The 23,058-nt window shown below is 62.3% G+C and carries 18 protein-coding genes; 10 read left to right on the top strand and 8 right to left on the bottom strand.

Features of this window, described 5'->3' with window-relative positions:
- Window positions 1–126: 126 nt before the first annotated feature.
- Complete coding sequence (locus ACIOAU_RS17490) at window positions 127–1,602, top strand: helicase HerA-like domain-containing protein (RefSeq protein ID WP_101321947.1); 1,476 nt, start codon at window positions 127–129, stop codon at window positions 1,600–1,602.
- Window positions 1,603–1,672: 70 nt separating this feature from the next.
- Here ACIOAU_RS17490 and ACIOAU_RS17485 read toward each other — a convergent pair whose 3' ends face one another.
- Both ACIOAU_RS17485 and ACIOAU_RS17480 read right to left on the bottom strand, forming a co-directional pair.
- Window positions 1,673–3,145: an inorganic phosphate transporter gene (locus tag ACIOAU_RS17485; RefSeq protein ID WP_101321946.1), complete on the bottom strand. Its 1,473-nt coding sequence runs from the start codon at window positions 3,143–3,145 to the stop codon at window positions 1,673–1,675.
- Window positions 3,146–3,444: 299 nt separating this feature from the next.
- Complete coding sequence (locus tag ACIOAU_RS17480; protein WP_101321945.1) at window positions 3,445–3,645, bottom strand: hypothetical protein; 201 nt, start codon at window positions 3,643–3,645, stop codon at window positions 3,445–3,447.
- Between the two features lie 553 nt (window positions 3,646–4,198).
- Here ACIOAU_RS17480 and pcaR point away from each other — a divergent pair.
- From pcaR to pcaC, 9 genes are all read left to right on the top strand, one after another.
- On the top strand, window positions 4,199–5,068 hold the full coding sequence (gene pcaR / locus ACIOAU_RS17475) for a pca regulon transcriptional regulator PcaR (protein WP_101321944.1): 870 nt from the start codon (window positions 4,199–4,201) through the stop codon (window positions 5,066–5,068).
- A 286-nt stretch (window positions 5,069–5,354) separates the two neighbouring features.
- Complete coding sequence (locus ACIOAU_RS17470; protein WP_101321943.1) at window positions 5,355–6,701, top strand: MFS transporter; 1,347 nt, start codon at window positions 5,355–5,357, stop codon at window positions 6,699–6,701.
- A 177-nt stretch (window positions 6,702–6,878) separates the two neighbouring features.
- Complete coding sequence (locus ACIOAU_RS17465) at window positions 6,879–7,739, top strand: CoA transferase subunit A (RefSeq protein ID WP_259075991.1); 861 nt, start codon at window positions 6,879–6,881, stop codon at window positions 7,737–7,739.
- Window positions 7,736–8,515, top strand: coding sequence for a CoA-transferase subunit beta (locus ACIOAU_RS17460; RefSeq protein WP_101321941.1), 780 nt, complete (start codon window positions 7,736–7,738; stop codon window positions 8,513–8,515). The genes ACIOAU_RS17465 and ACIOAU_RS17460 overlap by 4 nt, the downstream gene beginning before the upstream one ends.
- Window positions 8,512–9,717, top strand: a complete 1,206-nt coding sequence (pcaF, locus tag ACIOAU_RS17455; protein ID WP_181107725.1) for a 3-oxoadipyl-CoA thiolase — start codon at window positions 8,512–8,514, stop codon at window positions 9,715–9,717. The genes ACIOAU_RS17460 and pcaF overlap by 4 nt, the downstream gene beginning before the upstream one ends.
- 196 nt (window positions 9,718–9,913) lie before the next feature.
- Window positions 9,914–11,203: an MFS family transporter gene (locus tag ACIOAU_RS17450; protein ID WP_101321939.1), complete on the top strand. Its 1,290-nt coding sequence runs from the start codon at window positions 9,914–9,916 to the stop codon at window positions 11,201–11,203.
- A gap of 9 nt (window positions 11,204–11,212) precedes the next feature.
- Window positions 11,213–12,577 (top strand): 3-carboxy-cis,cis-muconate cycloisomerase, encoded by a 1,365-nt coding sequence (locus ACIOAU_RS17445; protein ID WP_181107724.1) that lies wholly within the window; start codon window positions 11,213–11,215, stop codon window positions 12,575–12,577.
- 10 nt (window positions 12,578–12,587) lie between these two features.
- Entirely contained in the window at window positions 12,588–13,379 is a 792-nt protein-coding gene (gene pcaD / locus ACIOAU_RS17440; RefSeq protein WP_401183586.1) for a 3-oxoadipate enol-lactonase, read from the top strand.
- Between the two features lie 10 nt (window positions 13,380–13,389).
- On the top strand, window positions 13,390–13,782 hold the full coding sequence (gene pcaC, locus ACIOAU_RS17435) for a 4-carboxymuconolactone decarboxylase (protein ID WP_101321936.1): 393 nt from the start codon (window positions 13,390–13,392) through the stop codon (window positions 13,780–13,782).
- 51 nt (window positions 13,783–13,833) lie between these two features.
- Here the strand turns inward: pcaC and ACIOAU_RS17430 are convergent, their stop codons facing one another.
- The 6 genes from ACIOAU_RS17430 to ACIOAU_RS17405 form a co-directional block, all read right to left on the bottom strand.
- A complete protein-coding gene (locus tag ACIOAU_RS17430; RefSeq protein WP_150570611.1) occupies window positions 13,834–14,358 on the bottom strand; it encodes a DUF962 domain-containing protein in 525 nt (174 codons plus the stop codon).
- A 102-nt stretch (window positions 14,359–14,460) separates the two neighbouring features.
- A complete protein-coding gene (locus ACIOAU_RS17425) occupies window positions 14,461–15,420 on the bottom strand; it encodes a LysR family transcriptional regulator (RefSeq protein ID WP_101321934.1) in 960 nt (319 codons plus the stop codon).
- A gap of 154 nt (window positions 15,421–15,574) precedes the next feature.
- Window positions 15,575–16,828, bottom strand: coding sequence for an OprD family porin (locus ACIOAU_RS17420; protein WP_101321933.1), 1,254 nt, complete (start codon window positions 16,826–16,828; stop codon window positions 15,575–15,577).
- A gap of 233 nt (window positions 16,829–17,061) precedes the next feature.
- Window positions 17,062–18,516, bottom strand: coding sequence for an AdeC/AdeK/OprM family multidrug efflux complex outer membrane factor (locus ACIOAU_RS17415; RefSeq protein WP_101321932.1), 1,455 nt, complete (start codon window positions 18,514–18,516; stop codon window positions 17,062–17,064).
- Window positions 18,513–21,665, bottom strand: a complete 3,153-nt coding sequence (gene ttgB / locus ACIOAU_RS17410; RefSeq protein ID WP_401183581.1) for a multidrug efflux RND transporter permease subunit TtgB — start codon at window positions 21,663–21,665, stop codon at window positions 18,513–18,515. The genes ACIOAU_RS17415 and ttgB overlap by 4 nt, the downstream gene beginning before the upstream one ends.
- A gap of 3 nt (window positions 21,666–21,668) precedes the next feature.
- Entirely contained in the window at window positions 21,669–22,823 is a 1,155-nt protein-coding gene (locus tag ACIOAU_RS17405) for an efflux RND transporter periplasmic adaptor subunit (protein WP_101321930.1), read from the bottom strand.
- Window positions 22,824–23,058: the final 235 nt, after the last annotated feature.

Here is a 23,058-nt window from a genome sequence, read left to right as displayed (position 1 = left end):
ACAAAGCGCTGAAAACAGTGCAACTAGTCCCGCAAGTCACTTTTGGGATGTTCCTGTCTTTAAGGCAATTATCACCAAGACATATCGGCCGTTATTCGGCAAAGCTTGAGGAGAGGATGAAACAACATGTCAGATTCTTCGCAAATCGTTGTAGGGGCGGGAGCTGACGGCCAGCCTGTCAGCCAGGCCATGCGCCTGGCCAACCGCCACGGTCTGGTGGCCGGTGCCACCGGCACAGGCAAGACCGTAACCCTGCAGCGCCTGGCAGAAGTCTTCAGTGACGCGGGCGTGGCCGTATTCGCTGCCGACGTAAAGGGTGACCTGTGCGGCCTCGGTGCCGCCGCGACGCCGCAGGGCAAGGTTGCCGAACGCATTGCCGGGATGCCATGGCTGGGGCACAGCCCGAAGGCGTATCCGGTGACCCTGTGGGATATTGCCGGCAAGTCTGGCCATCCGTTGCGTACCACGCTCAGTGAAATGGGCCCCCTGCTGCTGGGCAACCTGCTGGAGCTGAGCGACAGCCAACAGGCTGCCTTGTACGCAGCGTTCAAGGTGGCAGATCGGGATGGTTTGCTGTTGCTCGATCTGAAAGACCTCAAAGCCCTGCTCAATCACCTCAAGGACAATCCGCAGGTGCTTGGTGACGACAGTGCGCTGATGACCAGCAGCTCCACCCAGGCGTTGTTACGGCGCCTGGCGACCCTTGAGCAGCAGGGCGCCGAGGCATTGTTCGGCGAGCCGGCCTTGCAGCTTGAAGACCTGCTGCAGCCGACGGCTGATGGCCGTGGGCGCATTCATCTACTTGACGCCAGCCGCTTGGTGCATGAAGCGCCCAAGGTCTACGCGACCTTCCTGCTGTGGCTGCTGGCTGAGCTGTTCGAGCAGTTGCCCGAGCGCGGGGATGCGGAAAAACCACTGCTGGCGCTGTTCTTCGACGAGGCGCACTTGCTGTTCAATGGCACACCCAAGGCGCTGCAGGATCGCTTGGAGCAGGTGGTGAGGCTGATTCGCTCGAAGGGCGTTGGGGTGTACTTTGTCACCCAGTCGCCCGCGGACCTGCCTGATGCAGTGCTGGCCCAACTCGGCTTGCGTATTCAGCATGGCCTGCGAGCATTCACCGCCAAGGAGCAGAAGTCGTTGAAGGCGGTTGCCGATGGCTTTCGAGCGAATCCCGCTTTTTCCACCCTTGGCGTGCTCACCGAGTTGGGCATAGGCGAGGCGCTGGTCGGCACCTTGGAGGACAAGGGCACGCCGGCGATGGTCCAGCGCGTGCTGGTCGCCCCACCACAGTCGCGGATCGGGCCGTTGAGCAGTGCCGAGCGCGATGCATTGCTCGCAGCCTCCAGCCTGCGGGGCCGTTACGACCAGCCGATTGACCGTGAGTCTGCCTATGAAATGCTCACCCAGCGTAAAGGTGAGCCGGCCGAGCCGGTGCCGCAGGCCAAGCCTGAGCAGGACAGCTTCGCCGATAAGGCAGGGGAGTTTTTGCAAGGTGCGGCGGGACAGGCGATCAAGTCGGCAGTGCGTCAGGCGGCCAACCAACTAGGCCGGCAGCTGATGCGTGGGCTGATGGGCTCGTTGCTGGGCAACAAGCGGCGTTGATCCTCGCTTGCGGTCGGCAACAACGAAAAAGGCGCCCGCAGGCGCCTTTTTCAGATCATCACAATGTGCTTCAGCTGATCGCCTTGGTCGCCAGCCAGAACAGCCCGGCAGCCAGACCGACCGTTGCCGGCAGGGTCAGTACCCACGCCAGCAGGATGGTCTTGACGGTGCCGCCTTGCAGGCCGCTCTTGTTGGCGACCATGGTCCCGGCTACGCCCGAAGACAATACATGGGTGGTCGATACCGGCAGGCTGAACACGTTGGCCATGCCGATCGCACAGGCCGCGGTGATCTGCGCCGACATGCCTTGGGCATAGGTCATGCCCTGCTTGCCGATCTTCTCGCCGACAGTCAGTACCACGCGTTTCCAGCCGACCATGGTGCCCAGGCCCAAGGCCAGCGCAACCGCGACGATCACCCAGAACGGTGCATATTCAGTGGTGGCGGTGAGGTCTTTGCGCAGTTTTTCCAGGTCGGACTTCTCACGCGGCTCAAGGCCCGGCAGCTTGCCGACCTTTTTCGCGGTGTCGTCCAGGCACAGCAGGTAGCGGCGCACTTCGACGCGCTGCTCGGCGCCCAGCGCGCGGTAGTCGGTCACGCCTTGCAGCGACGATTGCAGCGCGGCAATGGTCGGTTCGGTTTGCTGCGGGTTGCAGCTGAACTTCTCCGGCAGATCGCCCGCCTGGGCTTTGCCCAGGGCCAGGAACTCGCCCAGCATCGCTTCATTGCGCTGGTAGAACTGGCTCAGGTGCAGGGTTGCATCCCGGGTGCGTTCGATCTGGTAGGTGGTGCTGTTCAGGTCGAGTACGAACTTGTCCGGGACGATGCCGATCAGCACCAGCATGATCAGGCCGATGCCTTTCTGGCCGTCGTTGGAGCCATGCACAAAGCTCACGCCCATGGCCGAGATCACCAGTACCAGGCGGTTCCAGAACGGTGGATGCTTCTTGTCGTCGAGCTTGCGGCGCTGCTCCGGTGTCTTGTGCATCTTCGACAGCGGGCGCCACCACTTCAGCCCCAGCAGAACCAGCGCCGCCACGGCAAAGCCGGCCAGTGGCGAGAGCACCAGCGACATACCGATGTCGATTGCCTTCTGCCAGTTGACGCCATCACCCAGCGGGATGTCGCTGATCAGCGCGTTGGCCAGGCCGACACCGAGGATCGAGCCGATCAGGGTGTGCGAACTCGAGGCCGGGATACCGAAGTACCAGGTGCCCAGGTTCCAGGCGATGGCCGCGGCCAGCAACGAGAAGACCATGGCCAGGCCGTGACCGGTGTTCACATTGATCAGCAGTTCCACCGGCAACAGGTGGACGATGGCATAGGCCACGCCAACGCCGCCAAGCAGCACGCCGAGGAAGTTGAACACGCCGGAGAAGAACACGGCGAGGTGCGGGGGCATGGCTTTGGTATAGATGACAGTAGCTACCGCATTGGCGGTGTCATGAAAGCCATTGATGAACTCGAATGCGAGTACAAAGGTGAGCGCGAGCACCAGGCTCACTACTACCCAGGCATCCAATCCGCTGAATAAATCGATCATGAAGGTTTTCTGGCGGTCGTAGGGGGGCCGGATTATGCCAGAAAACCATGGCAGCCGATGCACCCCCGGCAGACCGATGGCAGCAAAAAAAGCCCGGTACGGTTACCAGTGCGCTGTACAAGGATCGATATTTTTTGGCGTAAATTCCGCCAAGTGCTCTAAACGCCGGCGAATTTACGCAAAGCGCGTACCTTCACGCTCATTCAAACGTCTGTATGAAATTTGTGTAATTCCATTTCATGGGCAGCTAGGACGCTGCCTTGGCGCTACTCGACACAGTCAATGCCTAGCCTGAATGCTCAGGCCTCGTCGCCGCGCAGGTCCTTTTCCATCTTTTCCAGTTCCTGGGCGAATACCTGGTCCTGGACAGTCGCGCGTTTGCGCCACGGTTTGCGCTCGGGTTCGGATTGAGCGGCGTAGGTGGTGACTTCACCACCGTACACATCCTTGAAGCGTTCGGCCTGGCGCTCGAGCTCGGCGCGCAGTTCATCTTTCGTCACAGTAAATACCTGACTAGTTAGAGTAAAGACTCCGGCTTCGACATGCAGTATCGGGCATGCGGCCACGCAACCAGAGCGAGTGTGCTGTCGCAGCGACAGGGTTCAAGCAAGCAAGGGCATCAGAGCATGCGATGTTAGGATCAAGGCTATATAGGGAGGCGGGGAGCCGGCTATCGCCGATCTGGCATGCTCGAGCAGTGATTCAAATGATTCAATTGTAGCAACCGGCTGAAGTTTGATCATCGGTCTTCACTGATAGTGAAGCAAGACTTTGACGATGAGCAAGTAGCAGGTGATCTCATCATTTGTACTGCAAGAACTTGGAGTGGAGAGAAACGATTAAGTTCGTATTGCAGCACAGAAGGAATAATAAACGGCCCCGCGTCAGCGAGGCCGTGCCTGGGGACTTCTACGGTGGGTACCTGACCAGTCTCTCCAAAGAAGCCACATGTGGCAGGGGAAAGGTATAAGCAAAAGTGTCAGCGGTCAATTGCGATTATCGGCCGTTCGTTCGATAATCGCACGAAGCGCCCATTATTTTTCGAGGTCAGCCATGAGCGACGAAAGCTTGCCCACCGTTTCCCCGATGCCCGAGCGCACTGGCTCTGCAGCGATGGCGCCGCCCATCGTTGCCTCACCGGCCAAACGCATTCAGGCCTTCACCGGTGATCCGGACTTCATGACCTCACTGGCGCGCGGCCTGGCGGTGATTCAGGCGTTCCAGGAGCGCAAGCGGCACCTGACCATCGCGCAGATCAGCCACCGTACCGAGATCCCCCGTGCAGCGGTGCGGCGCTGCCTGCACACGCTGATGAAGCTGGGTTACGCCACCACCAATGGGCGGACCTATTCCTTGCTGCCCAAGGTGCTCACGCTTGGCCATGCCTATTTGTCTTCGACGCCGCTGGCGATGTCGGCCCAGCCTTATCTGGACCGCATCAGCGACCAACTGCACGAAGCCGCCAACATGGCCACCCTCGAAGGCGATGACATCCTCTATATCGCCCGCTCGGCCACGGTCGAGCGGTTGATCTCGGTCGACCTCTCGGTGGGTGGCCGGCTGCCCGCCTATTGCACCTCGATGGGGCGGATTCTGCTGGCCGCGCTGGACGACGCCAGCCTGCACGAATACTTCGATCGCGCCGATCTCAAGGCCCGTACCAGCCGCACGTTGCATGACAAGGAGTCGCTGCTTGCCTGCATCCAGCAGGTTCGCGCGCAGGGCTGGTGTGTGGTTGATCAGGAGCTGGAGCAGGGCCTGCGTTCGATTGCCGTGCCTATCTACGATGCCTCGGGGCAGGTACTCGCGGCGCTCAACGTCAGTACGCATGTCGGCCGGGTCACCCGTAGCGAGCTTGAGCAGCGGTTCTTGCCGATCCTGCTCGCCTCGAGTCGGGATCTGTGCACCCAACTGTTTGGCTGAACCGCGAGTGCTGCGCAATCTACTGTTCGATAAACGCCCATACTTACGGCCAACGAATTGCGCAGCCATCGCGTGCTGATTAATGTTTCTCGCAACGGTCGGCTGTGCCGACCGAACAAGAACAACATGCGAGGCAACACCATGATCACTGTCTTTTCTGAGCTGCGGGCGTACCCGCATCCAGTGTCGTTGTATCCAGGCTGACGCCAGGCCGTAACCGTCTCTTCGCAACCCGCGGCAACAGTGCGCCAGGGTTTTGCTTGCGCCGATTTTCTGGATAACAACAATGAACAAACCGCAAACCAACGTCGGCAGCTGCCTCGACGTTCAGTCCTTTATCAATCAGCAGCCGCTGTCGCGCTATCAATGGCGGGTAGTGATCCTGTGCTTCCTGATTGTCTTCCTCGATGGCCTTGATACTGCCGCCATGGGCTTTATCGCTCCGGCGCTGTCACAAGAGTGGGGTATCGACCGGGCCAGCCTCGGGCCGGTCATGAGCGCCGCGCTGATCGGCATGGTATTCGGCGCGCTGGGCTCAGGCCCGTTGGCTGACCGCTTCGGCCGCAAGGGTGTGCTGGTCGCTGCCGTGTTGGTGTTCGGCGGCTTCAGCCTGGCTTCGGCCTACGCGACCAATGTCGACCAGTTGCTGATCCTGCGCTTTCTGACCGGCATCGGCCTCGGCGCTGGCATGCCCAACGCGACCACGCTGCTGTCTGAATACACCCCGGAACGGCTCAAGTCGCTGCTGGTGACCAGCATGTTCTGCGGTTTCAACCTGGGCATGGCCGGGGGCGGCTTCATGTCGGCGAAACTGATCCCGGCCTATGGCTGGCACAGCCTGCTGGTTGTTGGCGGCGTGCTGCCGCTGATTCTGGCAGTGGTGTTGCTGTTCTGGCTGCCGGAGTCGGCGCGTTTTCTGGTTGTGCGCAACCGCAGTATCGACAAGATCCGCAAGACCCTGGCGCCGATTGCGCCGGCAATCGTGGCCAAGGCTGCCAGCTTCAGTGTGCCGGAACAGAAAGTGGTCGCCGCGCGCAGCGTGTTTGCGGTGATCTTCTCCGGCACCTATGGGGTGGGCACCATGCTGTTGTGGATGACCTACTTCATGGGTCTGGTCATCGTCTACCTGCTGACCAGCTGGCTGCCGACGCTGATGCGCGACAGTGGCGCGAGCTTGGAGCAGGCGGCGTTCATCGGCGCGCTGTTCCAGTTTGGCGGTGTGCTCAGTGCGGTCGGTGTCGGTTGGGCGATGGACCGTTACAACCCGCACAAGGTCATCGGCGTGTTCTACCTGCTGGCCGGGGTGTTTGCCTACGCGGTTGGCCAGAGCCTGGGCAACATCACCATTCTGGCAACGCTGGTGCTGGTCGCGGGTATGTGTGTCAACGGCGCGCAATCGGCCATGCCGTCCCTCGCCGCGCGCTTCTATCCGACCCAGGCGCGGGCTACCGGGGTATCGTGGATGCTCGGCATCGGCCGCTTCGGGGCGATTCTCGGGGCATGGAGCGGGGCGACCTTGCTCGGCTTGGGCTGGAACTTCGAGCAGGTGCTGACTGCGCTGCTGGTGCCTGCGGCGCTGGCCACGGTCGCTGTGATCATCAAAGGCTTGGTAAGCCACGCCGACGCAACCTGATGCAGCTTGGGCAACGACCGCAGGCCGCTCGTACAGCGGCTTTGCGGCATTGAACAGCAATGGATAGCACAACGACAAAATGTTCGATAATCGAACGAGTAATCGATTATCGGATTGTGCGACGTGTCCTGCTTGCTTAATCTGAGCTCAACGCAGCATCCTGACCAGGAGTCTCCAATGGCAGCAATCCTCTCGCTTCACGAGGCCGTGAAGCAGTTCATCCAGGACGGCGACACCGTCGCTCTCGAAGGCTTCACCCACCTGATCCCGACCGCCGCGGGCCACGAGATCATTCGCCAGGGCAAACATGACCTGACCCTGGTGCGGATGACCCCGGACCTGATCTACGATCAGTTGATCGGCGCCGGTTGCGCCAGCAAGCTGATCTTCTCCTGGGGCGGTAACCCAGGTGTCGGTTCGCTGCACCGCCTGCGTGACGCCGTGGAAAAACAATGGCCGCACGCGATCGAGATCGAAGAGCACAGCCACGCCGACCTGGCCAACGCCTACGTCGCCGGCGCTTCGGGCCTGCCCTTTGCTGTACTGCGTGCTTATGCCGGTTCCGACCTGCCCAAGGTCAACCCGCTGATCCAGAGCGTTACCTGCCCGTTCACCGGCGAAGTCCTGGCAGCGGTGCCTTCGGTGCGCCCTGACGTGACCGTGATTCACGCGCAGAAGGCCGACCGCAAGGGCAACGTCCTGCTGTGGGGTATCCTCGGCGTACAGAAAGAAGCAGCCCTCGCCGCCAAGCGTTGCATCGTCACCGTCGAAGAAATCGTCGACGACCTGCAGGCGCCGATGAACGCCTGCGTGCTGCCGACCTGGGCGCTGTCTGCCGTGTGCCTGGTGCCAGGTGGCGCGCATCCGTCCTACGCCCACGGTTACTACGAGCGCGACAACCGCTTCTACCAGGCCTGGGACCCGATCGCCCGTGACCGCGCGACATTTACCGCCTGGATCGACCAATACATCCGCGGCACCGCCGACTTCAGCGAATTCAAGGCCAAGCTGGCCAGCACCACGGAGGCCGCACAATGAGCTACTCCACTTCCGAAATGATGACCGTCGCCGCCGCCCGCCGGCTGCGCAATGGCGCGGTATGCTTCGTCGGTATCGGCCTGCCGTCCAAGGCCGCCAACCTGGCGCGCCTGACCTCGTCGCCTGACGTGGTGCTGATCTACGAATCTGGCCCGATTGGCGCCAAGCCAACCGTACTGCCGCTGTCGATTGGTGATGGCGAGCTGGCCGAAACGGCCGACACCGTGGTGCCGACTGGCGAGATCTTCCGCTACTGGCTGCAGGGCGGGCGCATTGACGTGGGCTTCCTTGGCGCTGCTCAGGTCGACCGCTTCGGCAACATCAACACCACTGTCGTCGGTGACTACCACGCCCCGCGCACGCGCTTGCCAGGTGCCGGCGGCGCACCGGAAATCGCCGGTTCCGCCAAACAGGTGCTGATCATCCTCAAGCAGTCGCCGCGTGCATTCGTCGACAAGCTCGACTTCATCACCTCGGTCGGCCACGGTGAAGGCGGCGACTCGCGCAAGCGTCTCGGTCTGCCCGGTGAAGGCCCGGTGGGGATCATCACCGACCTGTGCATCATGGAGCCGGAAGCTGGCAGTAACGAATTCGTGGTCACCTCGATTCACCCAGGTGTGACCCGCGAGCAGATCATCGCCGCCACCGGCTGGGCCATTCGTTTTGCCGACGACGCGCAGACTACCGCTGCGCCGACCGAGCTGGAACTGACCGCGCTGCGTGATCTGGAAGAGCGCACCGCTGCCGCCCACGGCCAGAAGCCAGGAGAAGCGTGATGCGTGAAGTATTCATCTGCGACGCCATCCGCACCCCCATCGGCCGCTTCGGCGGCGCCCTGGCCAGCGTGCGTGCCGACGACCTCGCGGCAGTGCCGCTCAAGGCGCTGATCGAGCGCAACCCATCGGTGCAATGGGATCAGGTCGACGAGGTGTTCTTCGGCTGCGCCAACCAGGCCGGTGAAGACAACCGCAACGTTGCGCGCATGGCGCTGCTGCTGGCCGGTTTGCCGGCGAGCATTCCCGGGGTAACCCTGAACCGCCTGTGCGCGTCGGGCATGGATGCCATCGGCACTGCCTTCCGCGCCATCGCCAGCGGTGAAATGGAACTAGCGATTGCTGGCGGCGTCGAGTCGATGTCGCGTGCGCCGTTCGTCATGGGCAAGGCCGAGAGCGGTTACTCGCGCAACATGAAGCTGGAAGACACCACCATCGGCTGGCGCTTCGTCAATCCACTGATGAAGAGCCAGTACGGCGTCGATTCGATGCCCGAGACAGCCGACAACGTTGCCGACGATTATCAGGTATCGCGTGCCGATCAGGACGCCTTCGCCGTGCGCAGCCAGCAGAAGGCCGGTGCCGCACAGGCAGCGGGTTTCTTCGCTGAAGAGATCGTGCCGGTGCGCATCGCCCACAAGAAGGGCGAGACCGTGGTCGAGCAGGATGAACACCTGCGCCCCGACACCACCCTTGAAGCGCTGACCCGGCTGAAACCGGTCAACGGCCCGGACAAGACCGTCACCGCCGGCAACGCCTCGGGCGTCAACGACGGTGCTGCGGCGCTGATTCTGGCCTCGGCCGAAGCGGTCAAGAAGCACGGCCTGACCCCACGCGCGCGCGTGCTCGGCATGGCCAGCGCTGGCGTTGCCCCGCGGGTAATGGGCATCGGCCCGGTGCCTGCGGTGCGCAAGCTGACCGAGCGCCTGGGCATCGCCGTGGCAGATTTTGATGTCATCGAGCTGAACGAAGCCTTTGCCAGCCAGGGCCTGGCGGTTCTGCGTGAGCTGGGTGTGGCGGATGACGCGCCGCAGGTCAACCCGAACGGTGGTGCTATCGCCCTTGGCCACCCACTGGGCATGAGCGGCGCACGCCTGGTGCTGACAGCGCTGCATCAGCTGGAAAAAACCGGCGGGCGCAAAGGCCTGGCGACCATGTGTGTAGGCGTCGGCCAAGGCCTGGCGTTGGCTATCGAGCGGGTCTGAGCAAGCGCAACATGCAGCCTGGCCGTTTTGTGCCAGCGTGCCAGCAGTGCTCAGGTCCACGCAACCTGAGCACTGCTGGTCTGGGTTCGCAACGCGGCCAGACTGCCTTTCAACCCCGATCAAAGCCGGGCTGGCGGAACATGAGTGTTACTGAGTATGTCTAGATTCAACGGTAACCCTCAGGAGTAATCCCACCATGACCTCAATTCATTACACCGGTGAAGAGCGCAGCAAGCGCATTTTTGCCATTGTCGGTGCATCATCAGGCAACCTGGTGGAGTGGTTCGACTTCTACGTCTACGCCTTCTGCGCAATCTATTTTGCGCCAGCCTTCTTCCCCTCCGATGACCCCACGGTGCAGCTGCTGAACACGGCCGGGGTATTCGCTGCGGGCTTCTTGATGCGGCCAATCGGTGGCTGGATCTTCGGTCGGCTGGCCGACCGCAAAGGCCGCAAGCATTCATTGATGATCTCTGTGCTGATGATGTGCTTCGGCTCGTTGATCATTGCCTGCCTGCCTACCTACGCCAGTATCGGCGCCTGGGCGCCGGCGCTGCTGTTGCTGGCGCGCTTGATCCAGGGCCTGTCGGTAGGCGGTGAATACGGCACTACGGCTACCTACATGAGCGAAGTGGCATTGCGCGGCCAGCGCGGCTTCTTTGCCTCGTTCCAGTACGTGACCCTTATCGGCGGCCAGTTGCTGGCAGTGCTGGTGGTGGTAATCCTGCAGCAGTTGCTCAGCGAAGATGAGCTGCGTGCCTGGGGCTGGCGCATCCCGTTCGTGGTCGGTGCCGTTGCGGCTTTGATCTCGCTCATGCTGCGCCGCTCGCTGCACGAAACCAGCACTGCCGAGGCGCGTCAGGACAAGGATGCAGGTAGCGTCAAAGGCCTGTTCCGCAACCACGCTGCGGCGTTCATCACCGTGCTCGGTTACACCGCCGGTGGCTCGCTGATCTTCTACACCTTCACCACTTACATGCAAAAGTACCTGGTCAACACCGCCGGGATGAACGCCAAGAGCGCAAGCTTCGTCATGACCGGGGCGCTGTTCCTGTTCATGATCCTGCAGCCGGTGTTCGGCATGCTCTCCGACCGGATCGGCCGGCGCAACTCGATGCTGCTGTTCGGCGCCCTGGGCACCGTGTTCACCGTGCCGCTGTTGATGGCGCTGAAAACCGTCACCAGCCCGTTCATGGCCTTCGTGCTGATTACCCTGGCGTTGTGTATCGTCAGCTTCTACACCTCCATCAGTGGCCTGGTAAAGGCCGAGATGTTCCCGCCGCAGGTACGCGCCCTTGGCGTCGGCCTGGCGTATGCGGTGGCCAACGCGCTGTTTGGCGGCTCGGCCGAGTACGTTGCCCTGGGCTTGAAGACTCTGGGCATGGAAAACACCTTCTACTGGTACGTCACGGCAATGATGGCGATTGCCTTCCTGTTCAGCCTGCGCCTGCCCAAGCAAGCGGCGTACCTGCACCACGATGACTAAGGATCGATAATGACCCACCGAGCGGACAACCAGCTGTTCGACGCCTACTTCACCGCGCCGGCCATGCGCGAGATCTTCTCTGACCGTGGCCGTCTGCAGGGCATGCTCGACTTCGAAGCAGCCCTGGCGCGCGCCGAGGCCAGCGCCGGGCTGGTGCCGCACACGGCGGTGCCGGCGATCGAGGCGGCGTGCAAGGCGGAACGCTACGATGCCCATGCGCTGGCCGATGCCATCGCCACTGCGGGCAATTCGGCGATTCCGCTGGTCAAGGCATTGGGCAAGGTGGTCGCCAGCGGCGTACCCGAGGCCGAGCGTTATGTGCACCTTGGCGCCACCAGCCAGGACGCCATGGACACCGGTCTGGTCCTGCAACTGCGCGATGCATTGACGTTGATCGAGGCCGATCTGGCCCGCCTGGCCGACAGCCTCGCTCGCCAGGCGCTGCAGCATGCCGACACGCCGCTGGTTGGCCGAACCTGGCTGCAGCACGCCACGCCGGTCACTCTGGGCATGAAGCTGGCCGGGGTGCTCGGCGCACTGACCCGCCATCGGCAACGGCTCAAGGAGCTGCGTCCGCGCTTGCTGTGCCTGCAGTTCGGCGGCGCCTCGGGCAGCCTTGCGGCATTGGGCAGCAAAGCGCTGCCGGTGGCCGAAGCGCTGGCCGAGCAGCTCAAGCTGACCCTGCCTGAGCAGCCGTGGCATACCCAGCGTGATCGGCTGGTCGAGTTCGCCTCGGTGCTAGGCCTGGTGGCTGGCAGCCTGGGCAAGTTTGGCCGTGATATCAGCCTGCTGATGCAGACCGAGGCCGGCGAGGTGTTCGAACCCTCGGCGCCTGGCAAAGGCGGCTCGTCGACCATGCCGCACAAGCGCAATCCGGTCGGCGCCGCGGTGCTGATCGGCGCGGCCACACGCGTGCCGGGCCTGCTCAGCACGCTGTTTGCTGCCATGCCGCAAGAGCACGAGCGCAGCCTCGGCTTGTGGCACGCCGAATGGGAGACCTTGCCGGATATCTGCTGCCTGGTGTCTGGCGCCCTGCGCCAGGCCCAAGTGATTGCCGACGGCATGCAGGTCGATGCCGAGCGCATGCGCCGCAACCTCGACCTGACCCAAGGCCTGGTGCTGGCCGAGGCGGTGAGCATTGTGTTGGCGCAGCGCCTGGGCCGTGACCGCGCGCATCATCTGCTCGAACAGTGCTGCCAGCGTGCGGTTGCCGAACAGCGCCACTTGCGCGCCGTGCTCGGCGACGAAGCGCAGATCAGCGCCGAGTTGTCCGGCGAAGAGCTCGACCGCCTGCTCGACCCCGCTCATTACCTTGGTCAGGCCCGCGTCTGGGTGGCGCGTGCCGTGGCTGAACACCAACAATTCATTGCCTGAGGAGACCGCTGTGGCGCATTTGCAATTGGCTGATGGCGTACTGAACTACCAACTCGATGGCCCCGAAGGCGCTCCGGTGCTGGTGCTGTCCAACTCGCTGGGCACCGACCTGGGCATGTGGGACACGCAGATCCCGGCCTGGAGCGAGCATTTCCGGGTGCTGCGCTACGACACTCGCGGCCACGGTGGCTCGCTGGTGACAGACGGCCCGTACCGCATCGAGCAACTGGGCGCCGATGTACTGGCGCTGCTGGATGCGCTGGACATCCGCCAGGCGCACTTTGTCGGCCTGTCGATGGGCGGGCTGATCGGCCAGTGGCTGGGGATCAATGCCGGCGAGCGTCTGCTCAGACTGACCCTGTGCAACACTGCGGCCAAGATCGGCAGCGATGAAGTGTGGAATCCCCGTATCGAAATGGTCCTCAAGCAGGGCCGTCAGGCCATGCTCGACCTGCGTGATGCGTCGATCGCCCGCTGGTTCACTGCAGATTTCGCCCAGACCCAGCCAGCGCAGGCGCAGCGCATCACCGAGATGCTCGCGCAGACCTCGCCGCAAGGCTACGCCGCCAACTGCGCCGCTGTGCGCGATGCCGATTACCGCGAGCAACTGACGGCGGTGAAGGTGCCGACCCTGATCGTTGCCGGCACCGCCGATGTGGTCACCACGCCTGAGCACGGCCGCTTCATGCAGAACGCCATCGCCGGCGCGGAGTACGTCGAATTCCCCGCGGCACACCTTTCCAACGTCGAAATTGGCGCGCCGTTCACGGCCCGTGTACTCGACTTTCTGCTGGCCCGCTGAGGAGCGCACCATGGACGAAAAACAACGTTACGACGCTGGCATGCAGGTGCGGCGCGCCGTCCTCGGCGATGCCCATGTGGACCGCAGCCTGGAGAAACTCAACGACTTCAACGGCGAGTTCCAGGAGATGATCACCCGCCACGCCTGGGGTGATATCTGGACCCGTCCTGGCTTGCCACGGCACACCCGCAGCCTGATCACCATCGCCATGCTGATCGGCATGAACCGCACCGACGAGCTCAAGCTGCACCTGCGTGCCGCTGCGAGCAACGGTGTGACCCGTGAAGAAATCAAGGAAGTGCTGATGCAGAGCGCGATCTATTGCGGGATTCCGGCGGCCAATGCCACTTTCCACCTGGCCGAGTCGGTGTGGGATGAGCTGGGCGTCGAGTCGCGTCAGTAAACGCCTGACCTGAGCTGGCTTGCCTCACCCTGAGGCAAGCTGCACCGGCTGTTACGCCGCCGCCTTTTTCTGGCGGATGGCGACTGGCCCGGCATTCGCCTCCACGGCCTGTTTCAATTGCGGGCACAGCCCGAGCATGAACGCCGCTTCCGCTACCACGAACAATGGCCCGATGATCAAGCCGCTGAGGTCATCGACAAACGCCGGCTTGCGCCCCTCGTAGTAATGCCCGACGAACTGAATGATCCAGCCCAGCACGAACGTGCCCAGCCCGGCGCTCAGCCACACGCCGGTGCTCTGCACCGCCAGCGCCTGACCGAGCCACAGGCACAAGCCCAGCAGCAGCCCCATCACCAGGCCGAAGCGCAGGTCCAGACGCAGGTAGAACCACACCGACGCCGCCGCTGCCAGCAAAGCCGGTGACAGCCACACGCCCGCCAGCTCCCAACCGGGCCGTGACAGCAGCACGGTCACCGCCAGCACGATCAGCGGGATACCGACGAAATGGGTAGCGATGTTGCGCGGGTCGCGATGGTAGTTGGCGTACTGGCTGAGGTGTTCGACGAGGCTTTTCATTGTTATCGCTCCGTGGCGGCGCCTTGCTGATGGTCAATCAGTGTCTGCCAGCATAGCCCCTGAAGCCGAACGCCGGAACCGAGTACGGTTGATGCGCTGTTATCAGTGCGGCGAATGAGTGGCGCGCAGACCGACGTCAGGTGCCCGCTGGGCAGGCAGCTCGGGTTGATCCAGACTGATCAGCATATCGATCATCGCCCTGGCTGCAGCTGACAGCCGGTAGCCACTGCGGCTGACGATACCGCAACGCACGCTGAGCACCTCCAGACCCGGTGGCAGGTTGCGCCAGTGCAGCCGCACCAGGCGCCCCGCACTGAGGTCTTCAGCCACTGCCTCCTCGCTGGCCGCGCCAATCGTGTCGCTGCCCAGCACTACGCTGCGCAGCACCGGTAGATGCTCGGTCTGCAAATGCGCGCTGAAGTCACTGCGCCCGCTGAGGTTGGCCAGACGCTTGCGCACACCGGGAGCGAGCAGGGCGCTGGCCAGCGGGTAGGCGAACAGGTCGTTGGTAGACAAGCTGTCCTTGCTTAGCAAGGGGTGGCCGGCACGGCAGAAGAACAGCCCCGGGCGTGGTTTGAGAGGTTCGGTATGAAAGTACGGATCGGCCTCGAATGGGCGTACATCATCGATAAAAAACTCGATCTGCTCGCGGCGCAAGGCTTGACCCAGGCGTTCGCCGTTGTCGACCTGCAGCGCGGTGCGAATACCGGGATGCAACTTGATGAACTGCTGCAAGGCGTCGGGCACCAGTTGCACAGCCAGTGCCGAGCCACAGCCAAACTGCAGCTCACCCGCGTCGAGCTTGGTCATCTGTGAGACATCGATGCTCAGTTGGGCAGCGCCCTGGACCAGCCGGCGGGCATGCTGCAGTACCACCAGGCCTTGCGGGGTTGGCTGCAGCGCCTTGCTGGCGCGGTCAACCAATGGGCAACCGAGGGTTTGCTCAAGGCCTTGAATGGCCCGGCTGAATGCGGGTTGGGTAATGCCCATGGCTTCGGCGGCACGGACGAAACTGCGGTATTCGTTGAGGGCAATGAAGTAGCGCAGTTGGCGAAGATCCATGTCGAGCTCTGCGGCGGGCGGGATGGATCTTTTTAGCTTTTGTTACATATTCCGTCAATGATGGTCGGCGCTGATATATAGATCTTTGCGTTCTATATATAAGCGCTACGGTCTCTGCGCGATGCTGTTGATCACGCAGAGGCCGCGTGCAGCTTTACAGCAGGTTCAGCGGATAGCTGACGATCACCCGGTTCTCGTCAAAGGTATTGGTGCTGTAGTCGCGGCGCATGGTCGAGTTGCGCCACTTCATGGTCAGGTCCTTGAAGGTGCCCGATTGGACTACATAGGCCAGTTCGCTCTCACGGGCCCATTCCTTGCCGTCATCGACGGTTGCGGTGTGCACGTTGTCACCCTTGATATAGCGGTTCATCAAGGTCAGGCCAGGCACGCCGACGCTGGTGAAGTTGAAGTCATGACGCACCTGCCAGGAGCGCTCCTTGGCCTGGTCAAAGCTTGAGTTGTAGCTGTCGTTGGCGAGGGTGCCGCCGCTGGTGCCGTTGACCCGCATCCAGCCATCATCGCCGCTGACCTTCTGCAGGCCGACGTAGAAGGTGTTGCCTTTGTAACGCGCCGAGAGCATGGCCGAGGCGGTGCGGTTGTCCAGTTCGCCGGCACGTTCGGCGCCATCTTCCTTGCCGATGAAGTAACCCAGGTTGGCACCGAGGGTCCATTCGCCGATGGGCTGGCTGTGGCTCAGGTTCAGGTATTGCTGGCGGTAGATGTCCTTGAGCTGGGCATCCCACAGGCCGATCATCGTGCGTTTGTCGTTGAAGGTGTACTCACCGCCAGCGAAGTTGAAGCGGTCGGAGACAAACGCCCCGCGGCCGTTCAGCGACATGTCTTCCATGCTGGCGTCGTTACGCGGGCTGTTGCCGCGGAACTGGCCGCCGTACAGGGTCAGGCCGTCGATTTCCTTGGAGGTGATCTGGCCACCGCGGAAGGTTTGCGGCAGTGAGCGGCCATCGTCCGAACGCAGGATCGGCAGTACCGGCATCCACTCGCCGACTTTCAGCTCGGTTTGCGACAGACGCGCCTTGAAGGCAACTCCGAGGCGGCCGAAGTCATCTGCTGGGCGGCCATCGTCGTGGATCGGCAGCAGGGCAGTGTTGCCGGTGCCCTTGCCGCCGTCGAGTTTGACCGAATACAGACCGAGGACGTCGACGCCGAAGCCGATCGTGCCTTGGGTGAAGCCGGAGCGCGCATCGAGGATGAAGCTCTGCGTCCACTCCTCGGCCTTGCCTTGCGGGTTGGCAGGGTCGACGAAATTGCGGTTGATGTAGAAGTTGCGCAGGTTGAGGCTGGCCTTGGCGTCTTCCAGAAAACCGCTTTCGGCGGCGAAGGCGGGCAGGGCGCAGGTCATGGCCAACAGGCCGGGCAGCAGCTGGCGTGCGGAGTGCGAAGTGCTCATCTGTTGGAGATCTCTTGTTTTTATGGTTGAGCCGGTGCTTGGAAACATCGTGTCCGGGTACGGGGAAGATGTTGCGGCGCATGTCAGGGCCGGGGCAATTCGTCGCAGGCGGTATTGGGCGGTTATCGAACGGAATGTTCCAGCTAGTTAATTTTCGCATAATGCCGAAGTGAGTTGGCAGCGGCCACAAAAAAGCCCACCGCGAGGGTGGGCTTGTTGCAGTGCCTTGGCGATCAGCCTTTAGGCGATTGCAGCGACGCCTGCTGGTTGGCCTCGCCGGTGCGCTCGTACCAGCCGCCTCCCAGTGCCTTGTACAGGTTGACCTCACTGGTCAGCTGCGACAGCCGATCGCTGATCAACGCCTGCTGGGCGCTGAACAGGTTGCGTTGGGCATCGAGGAAGGTCAGGTTGCTGTCGATCCCGATGCGGTAGCGGCGTTCGGCCAGGCGGTAGTAATCCTGGTTGGCTGCAACCAGATCGCGCTGCGCCTGCAACTGCTCTTCAAACGTCTTGCGTGCGGCCAGGCCATCGGAGACTTCCTGGAAGGCGGTCTGGATGGTCTTTTCGTAACGCGCGATGTTGATGTCCTTCTGGATTTTCGAGTAATCCAGGCTGGCGCGCAGGCTGCCGGCGTTGAAGATCGGCAGGTTGATCTGTGGCTGGAACAGCCAGGTACCCGAGCCACCGCTGAACAGCCCGCTCATGTCCGGGCTGAGGGTGCCGGCATTGGCGGTCAGGCTGATGCTCGGGAAGAACGCTGCACGGGCGGCGCCGATATTGGCGTTGGCCGCCTTGAGCAGATGCTCGGCTTCCTGGATGTCCGGCCGGCGCTGCAGCAAGTCGGACGGCAGGCCCGCTGGCACTTCGGCCAACTGGTCGGCGTCGAGCTTGAGCGGTGTCGGCAGGTTGGCCGGGATGCCGGTACCGAGCAGCACGGTCAGGCTGTTGAGGTCCTGGGCGACCAGGCGTTGGTACTGCGCAAGCTTGACCCGGGCGCCTTCTACAGCAGTGCGCGCCTGGCTCAGATCGAGCGCCGAAGCCACGCCAACCTCATTGCTGCGACGGGTCAGGTTGAAGCTCTGGTCGTAGGTCTTGAGGGTTTCTTCGGTCAGCTTCAGCAGCGCCTGATCGGCCTGCCAGGTGTAATAGGCATTGGCCACGCTGGCGACCAGCGCGATCTGCGTCGAGCGCCGCGCCTGCTCGCTGGAGAGGTAAGTCTCCAAGGCCTGCTCGCTGAGACTGCGCACGCGGCCAAACAAGTCCAGCTCGTAGGCGCTGACGCCGACGGTGGCCGAGTACTGGCTGGTAATGCCGGCCTGGCCGGTTTGCGACATGTCGGCAGGGACGCGCTGACGGCTGCCGCTGCCGGTTGCCGAAACTGCCGGGAACAGGTCAGCCCGCTGGATGCGGTACTGGGCGCGGTAGGCGTCGATATTCAACGCCGCCACACGCAGGTCACGGTTGTTCACCAGCGACGTCTGGATCAGCTGTTGCAGCGCCGGATCGGTGTAGAACTGGCGCCAGCCTTGCTCGGCTGCTGCCACTTCTGCCGACTCGGTCGGCGAGTAGGCAGGGCCTTGCGGCCACTGCGCTGCCACCGGAGCATCCGGGGTTTCATAATCAGGAATCAGCGAGCAGCCGCTGAGAATCAGCGCGGTGACCGCCAGGGACAGCAAAGACTTGGTCATTGCCCAGCCTCGATACGTGGAGTTTCAGGGGTGGCATCGGCTTCCGGCTTTTTGCTGCCGAACAGCGACGACACGGCGACGAAGAACAACGGTACCCAGAAGATGGCCAGCACGGTCGCACTGATCATGCCGCCGATCACACCGGTACCAATGGCGTGCTGGCTACCCGAGCCTGCGCCGCTGGCGATGGTCAACGGTACCACGCCGAGGATGAACGCCAGCGAGGTCATGATGATCGGGCGCAGACGCATGCGGCACGCTTCGATGGTCGCGTCGTACAGGCTTTTGCCTTGTTCATGTAGCTCTTTGGCGAATTCGACGATGAGGATCGCGTTCTTCGCCGCCAGGCCAATGGTGGTCAACAGGCCAACCAGGAAGTACACATCATTGGACAACCCGCGCAGGCTGGTGGCAACCAGTGCACCGATGATACCCAGCGGTACTACCAGCACGACCGCGATTGGGATCGACCAGCTTTCGTACAACGCTGCCAGGCAGAGGAACACGAACAGCAGCGACAGGGCGAACAAGGCTGGCATCTGCGAACCGGAGAGTTTCTCCTCGTAGGACATACCCGTCCACGAGTAGCCAATGCCGGTAGGCAGTTCGCCGGCAATGCGCTCGACCTCAGCCATGGCTTCACCGGTACTGTAGCCAGGTGCCGGTGCACCCAGAACTTCGACCGCTTCCACGCCGTTGTAACGCGACAGTTTTGGCGAGCCGAATGACCATTCGCCGGAGGCGAAGGAGGAGAACGGTACCATCTCACCCTGGCTGTTGCGCACGTACCACTTCTTCAGGTCCTCAGGGTTCATCCGGGCACCTGCCTCGCCCTGAATGTAGACCTTCTTGACCCGACCGCGGTCGATGAAGTCGTTGACGTAGCTGCCGCCCAGAGCGATCGACAAGGTGCTGTTGATATCAGAGATGGTCACGCCCAACGCGCTGGCGCGCTCGTCATCGATAATCAGCTGATACTGCGGCTCATCGTTCAGGCCGTTAGGGCGTACCTGGGTGAGGATCTTGCTCTGCGACGCCTTGGCCAGGAACTGGTTGCGCGCTTCCATGAGTTTTTCGTGGCCAAGACCGGCACGGTCCTGCAGGAACACGTCAAAGCCGGTGGCGTTACCCAGCTCCAGTACCGCAGGCGGGGCAAAGGCAAACACCATCGCATCACGGAAGGTGAAGAAGTGCTGCTGAGCCCGGCCAGCGAGACCGAACACGCTGTTTTCAGCCGTACGCTCACCCCATGGTTTGAGCATGATGAAGGCCATACCCGAGCTCTGCCCACGGCCGGCGAAGTTGAAGCCGGTAACGGTGAACACCGACGACACGGTGTCGGCCTCGTCCTTGAGCAGGTACTCACGCATCTGGTCGACGACGGCCTGGGTGCGCTCGGCACTGGAACCGGCCGGGGTTTGTACCTGGGCAAACAATACGCCCTGGTCTTCTTCAGGCAGGAACGCCGTCGGGATGCGCATGAACAGGTAGATCATGCCGACGATGATCAGGGCGTAAGCGAGCAGGAATGGCGCCTTGTTGCGCAGAATGGTACCGACGCTACGCTCGTAGCCCTGCACACTGCGGTCGAAGTTGCGGTTGAACCAGCCGAAGAAGCCACGCTTGGCGACATGGTGTTCGCCCTTTTTCACCGGTTTGAGCATGGTGGCGCACAGGGCCGGGGTGAAGATCAACGCGACCAGTACCGACAGGCCCATGGCCGAGACGATGGTGATCGAGAACTGCCGGTAGATCACACCGGTCGAGCCGCCGAAGAAGGCCATTGGCAGCAGTACCGCCGACAGCACCAGGGCAATACCGACCAGCGCGCCCTGGATCTGCTCCATCGAGCGTTTGGTCGCCTCTTTAGGCGGTAGTCCCTCTTCGGACATCACCCGCTCGACGTTCTCCACCACAACGATGGCGTCGTCCACCAGCAAGCCGATGGCCAGAACCATGGCGAACATGGTCAGGGTGTTGATGCTGAAGCCGGCTGCGGCAAGGATGCCGAAGGTGCCGAGCAATACCACCGGCACCGTCATGGTGGTGATCACTGTGGCGCGGAAGTTCTGCAGGAACAGGTACATCACCAGGAACACCAGCACCACCGCTTCGATCAGGGTGTGGATAACCCCGCTGATCGACTCTGTCACCACCGGCGTGGTGTCATACGGGAACACCGCTTTCATCCCAGGCGGGAAGAACGGCTCGAGGTCGCTGATGGTCTTGCGCAGCGCCTTGGCGGTATCCAGGGCGTTGGCGCCGGTGGCCAGTTTGACCGCCAGGCCCGAAGCCGGCTTGCCGTTGAACTGGGCGCTTACCGAATAGTTCTCGCCGCCCAGACCGACCTTGGCGACATCGCCCAGGCGCACCTGGGAGCCGTCCTTGTTGACCTTGAGCAGGATCTTCTCGAACTGCTCGGCAGTCTGCAGGCGGGTCTTGCCGATGATGGTGGCGTTGAGCTGAGTGCCCGGCAGTGCTGGCAGGCCGCCCAGCTGACCGCTGGAAACCTGCACGTTCTGCGCGGTGACTGCGGTGCGCACGTCGACCGGGGTCAGCTGGAATTTGTTCAGCTTGGCCGGATCGAGCCAGATACGCATGGCGTACTGGGCGCCGAACACCTGGAAGTCACCCACACCCGCGGTGCGCGAAACCGGATCCTGCATGTTCGAGACGATGTAGTTGGCCAAGTCATCCTTGGTCATGCTGCCGTCCTCGGACACCAAGCCGATCACCATCAGGAAGTTCTTCACTGCCTTGGTCACGCGGATACCCTGTTGCTGCACTTCTTGCGGCAGCAGCGGGGTGGCCAGGTTGAGCTTGTTCTGCACCTGCACCTGCGCGGTATCAGCGTTGGTGCCCTGCTCGAAGGTGGCGGTAATGGTCATGCTGCCGTCGGAGTTGCTCTCCGACTGCACATAGCGCAGGTTGTCGATACCGTTGAGCTGCTGCTCGATCACCTGGACCACGGTGTCCTGCACGGTTTGCGCCGAGGCACCCGGGTAGCTCACGGCAATCGCGATGGCAGGCGGGGCAATGCTTGGGTACTGGTTGATCGGCAGCTTGAGGATCGACAAGGCGCCGACCAGCATGATCACCAGGGCAATGACCCATGCGAAGATCGGGCGATCGATAAAGAACTTCGACATGGTTTACTCCGCTTTGGCGTCAGCTTTCGCCGCGTTGGCCTGGTTGGGGTTAGCCGCAGACTTGACGTTGGTCGCTTCGCTGACCTTGACCTCGACGCCAGGGCGCACGTACTGCAGGCCCTCGGTGATCAGACGGTCGCCCGGGTTGAGGCCTTCCTCGATCAGCCAGTCGCTGCCCAGAGTCCGGCTGGCCTTGAGCTCGCGCAGTTCGACCTTGTTGTCCTTGTTCACGACCAGTGCCGTAGGCGTGCCTTTGAGGTCGCGGGTGACGCCTTGCTGCGGCGCCAGGATGGCATTGGCATTGACCCCGGACTGCAGGCGAGCGTGGACGAACATGCCCGGCAGCAGGGTGTGGTCGGGGTTGGGGAACACGGCACGCAGCACCACGGAACCGGTGGTTTCATCGACCGACACCTCGGAGAACTCCAGGCGGCCTTTTTGCGCGAAGGTGCTGCCATCTTCCAGAATCAGCTCGACCTGAGCGGAATTCTCACCGGATTTCTGCAGTTGCCCACTGGCCAGCTCGCGGCGCAGCTTGAGCAGCTCGGCGGTGGACTGGGTGACGTCGACGTAGACCGGATCAAGCTGTTGAATAGTGGCCATGGCGTCGGTCTGGCCGTTGCTCACCAATGCACCTTCGGTGAACGCCGAGCGACCGATACGGCCGCTGATCGGCGCCAGCACCTTGGTGTAGCGCAGGTCGATCTGGGCACTCTTGAGCGTTGCTTCAGCCTGCAATCGTTTGGCATTGGCATCGTCGTATTCCTGCTTGGATACGGCCTGCTCATCGATCAGCTGCTTGTAGCGATCGGCCAGCGAGCGGGTCGCTTGCACGTTGGCCTGGGCATTGGCCAGGGTCGCTTCGTAAACAGAAGGGTCGATCTGATAGAGCTGCTGGCCTTCCTTGACGTCACTGCCTTCTTTGAACAGGCGCTTGAGGATGATGCCATTGACCTGCGGGCGCACTTCGGCAACGCGGAATGCAGTGGTGCGGCCCGGCAGTTCCGAGGTCAGGGTGAAGGCTTGCGGTTGCAGGGTTACAACGCCGACCTGAGGAGCCTGCGGTGCAGGCGCGGCTTCTTCTTTCTTGCAGCCACTGAGCAGGGTTGCCAGGGCGACGGCGGAAACCAGGGCTGTGACAGCTGGCTTGAATTGCATGAGGATCCTCGGGTCGCTAGAGCTGGGAGATGCTCAAGAGTAATGGAAGAGTCTTGTCAGAATAAATCATTCGGCTGGATAAGTAGCTTACTAACGAATATACTTACATTCATGGTTGTTTGTAAATAGTCATTTGTAGCGGTCTGTTGCCACAGCACAGACCAGAATCGTGTTGAGAAACGCCCATCCAGAGGTGTTCCACGCTGGCCACCCTGGCACAGATCATGCGCTGGGG

The sequence above is a fragment of the Pseudomonas sp. NPDC088322 genome, assembly GCF_044740745.1.
GTDB lineage: Bacteria > Pseudomonadota > Gammaproteobacteria > Pseudomonadales > Pseudomonadaceae > Aquipseudomonas > Aquipseudomonas shirazensis.
The sequence above is the reverse complement of the archived record's forward strand: the minus strand, read 5'-3'. Positions and strand labels throughout refer to the sequence as shown.

Excerpts from the sequence above, each read along its gene's own strand:
- ACIOAU_RS17405 (WP_101321930.1), bottom strand. The coding sequence starts at position 22,823 with ATGCAATTCAAGCCAGCTGTCACAGCCCTGGTTTCCGCCGTCGCCCTG.
- ACIOAU_RS17450 (WP_101321939.1), top strand. The coding sequence starts at position 9,914 with ATGACCTCAATTCATTACACCGGTGAAGAGCGCAGCAAGCGCATTTTT.
- ACIOAU_RS17420 (WP_101321933.1), bottom strand. The coding sequence starts at position 16,828 with ATGAGCACTTCGCACTCCGCACGCCAGCTGCTGCCCGGCCTGTTGGCC.
- ACIOAU_RS17465 (WP_259075991.1), top strand. The coding sequence starts at position 6,879 with ATGGCAGCAATCCTCTCGCTTCACGAGGCCGTGAAGCAGTTCATCCAG.
- ACIOAU_RS17460 (WP_101321941.1), top strand. The coding sequence starts at position 7,736 with ATGAGCTACTCCACTTCCGAAATGATGACCGTCGCCGCCGCCCGCCGG.
- ACIOAU_RS17485 (WP_101321946.1), bottom strand. The coding sequence starts at position 3,145 with ATGATCGATTTATTCAGCGGATTGGATGCCTGGGTAGTAGTGAGCCTG.
- ACIOAU_RS17445 (WP_181107724.1), top strand. The coding sequence starts at position 11,213 with ATGACCCACCGAGCGGACAACCAGCTGTTCGACGCCTACTTCACCGCG.
- ACIOAU_RS17415 (WP_101321932.1), bottom strand. The coding sequence starts at position 18,516 with ATGACCAAGTCTTTGCTGTCCCTGGCGGTCACCGCGCTGATTCTCAGC.
- ACIOAU_RS17490 (WP_101321947.1), top strand. The coding sequence starts at position 127 with ATGTCAGATTCTTCGCAAATCGTTGTAGGGGCGGGAGCTGACGGCCAG.
- pcaC (WP_101321936.1), top strand. The coding sequence starts at position 13,390 with ATGGACGAAAAACAACGTTACGACGCTGGCATGCAGGTGCGGCGCGCC.
- ttgB (WP_401183581.1), bottom strand. The coding sequence starts at position 21,665 with ATGTCGAAGTTCTTTATCGATCGCCCGATCTTCGCATGGGTCATTGCC.
- pcaR (WP_101321944.1), top strand. The coding sequence starts at position 4,199 with ATGAGCGACGAAAGCTTGCCCACCGTTTCCCCGATGCCCGAGCGCACT.
- ACIOAU_RS17425 (WP_101321934.1), bottom strand. The coding sequence starts at position 15,420 with ATGGATCTTCGCCAACTGCGCTACTTCATTGCCCTCAACGAATACCGC.
- ACIOAU_RS17430 (WP_150570611.1), bottom strand. The coding sequence starts at position 14,358 with ATGAAAAGCCTCGTCGAACACCTCAGCCAGTACGCCAACTACCATCGC.
- ACIOAU_RS17470 (WP_101321943.1), top strand. The coding sequence starts at position 5,355 with ATGAACAAACCGCAAACCAACGTCGGCAGCTGCCTCGACGTTCAGTCC.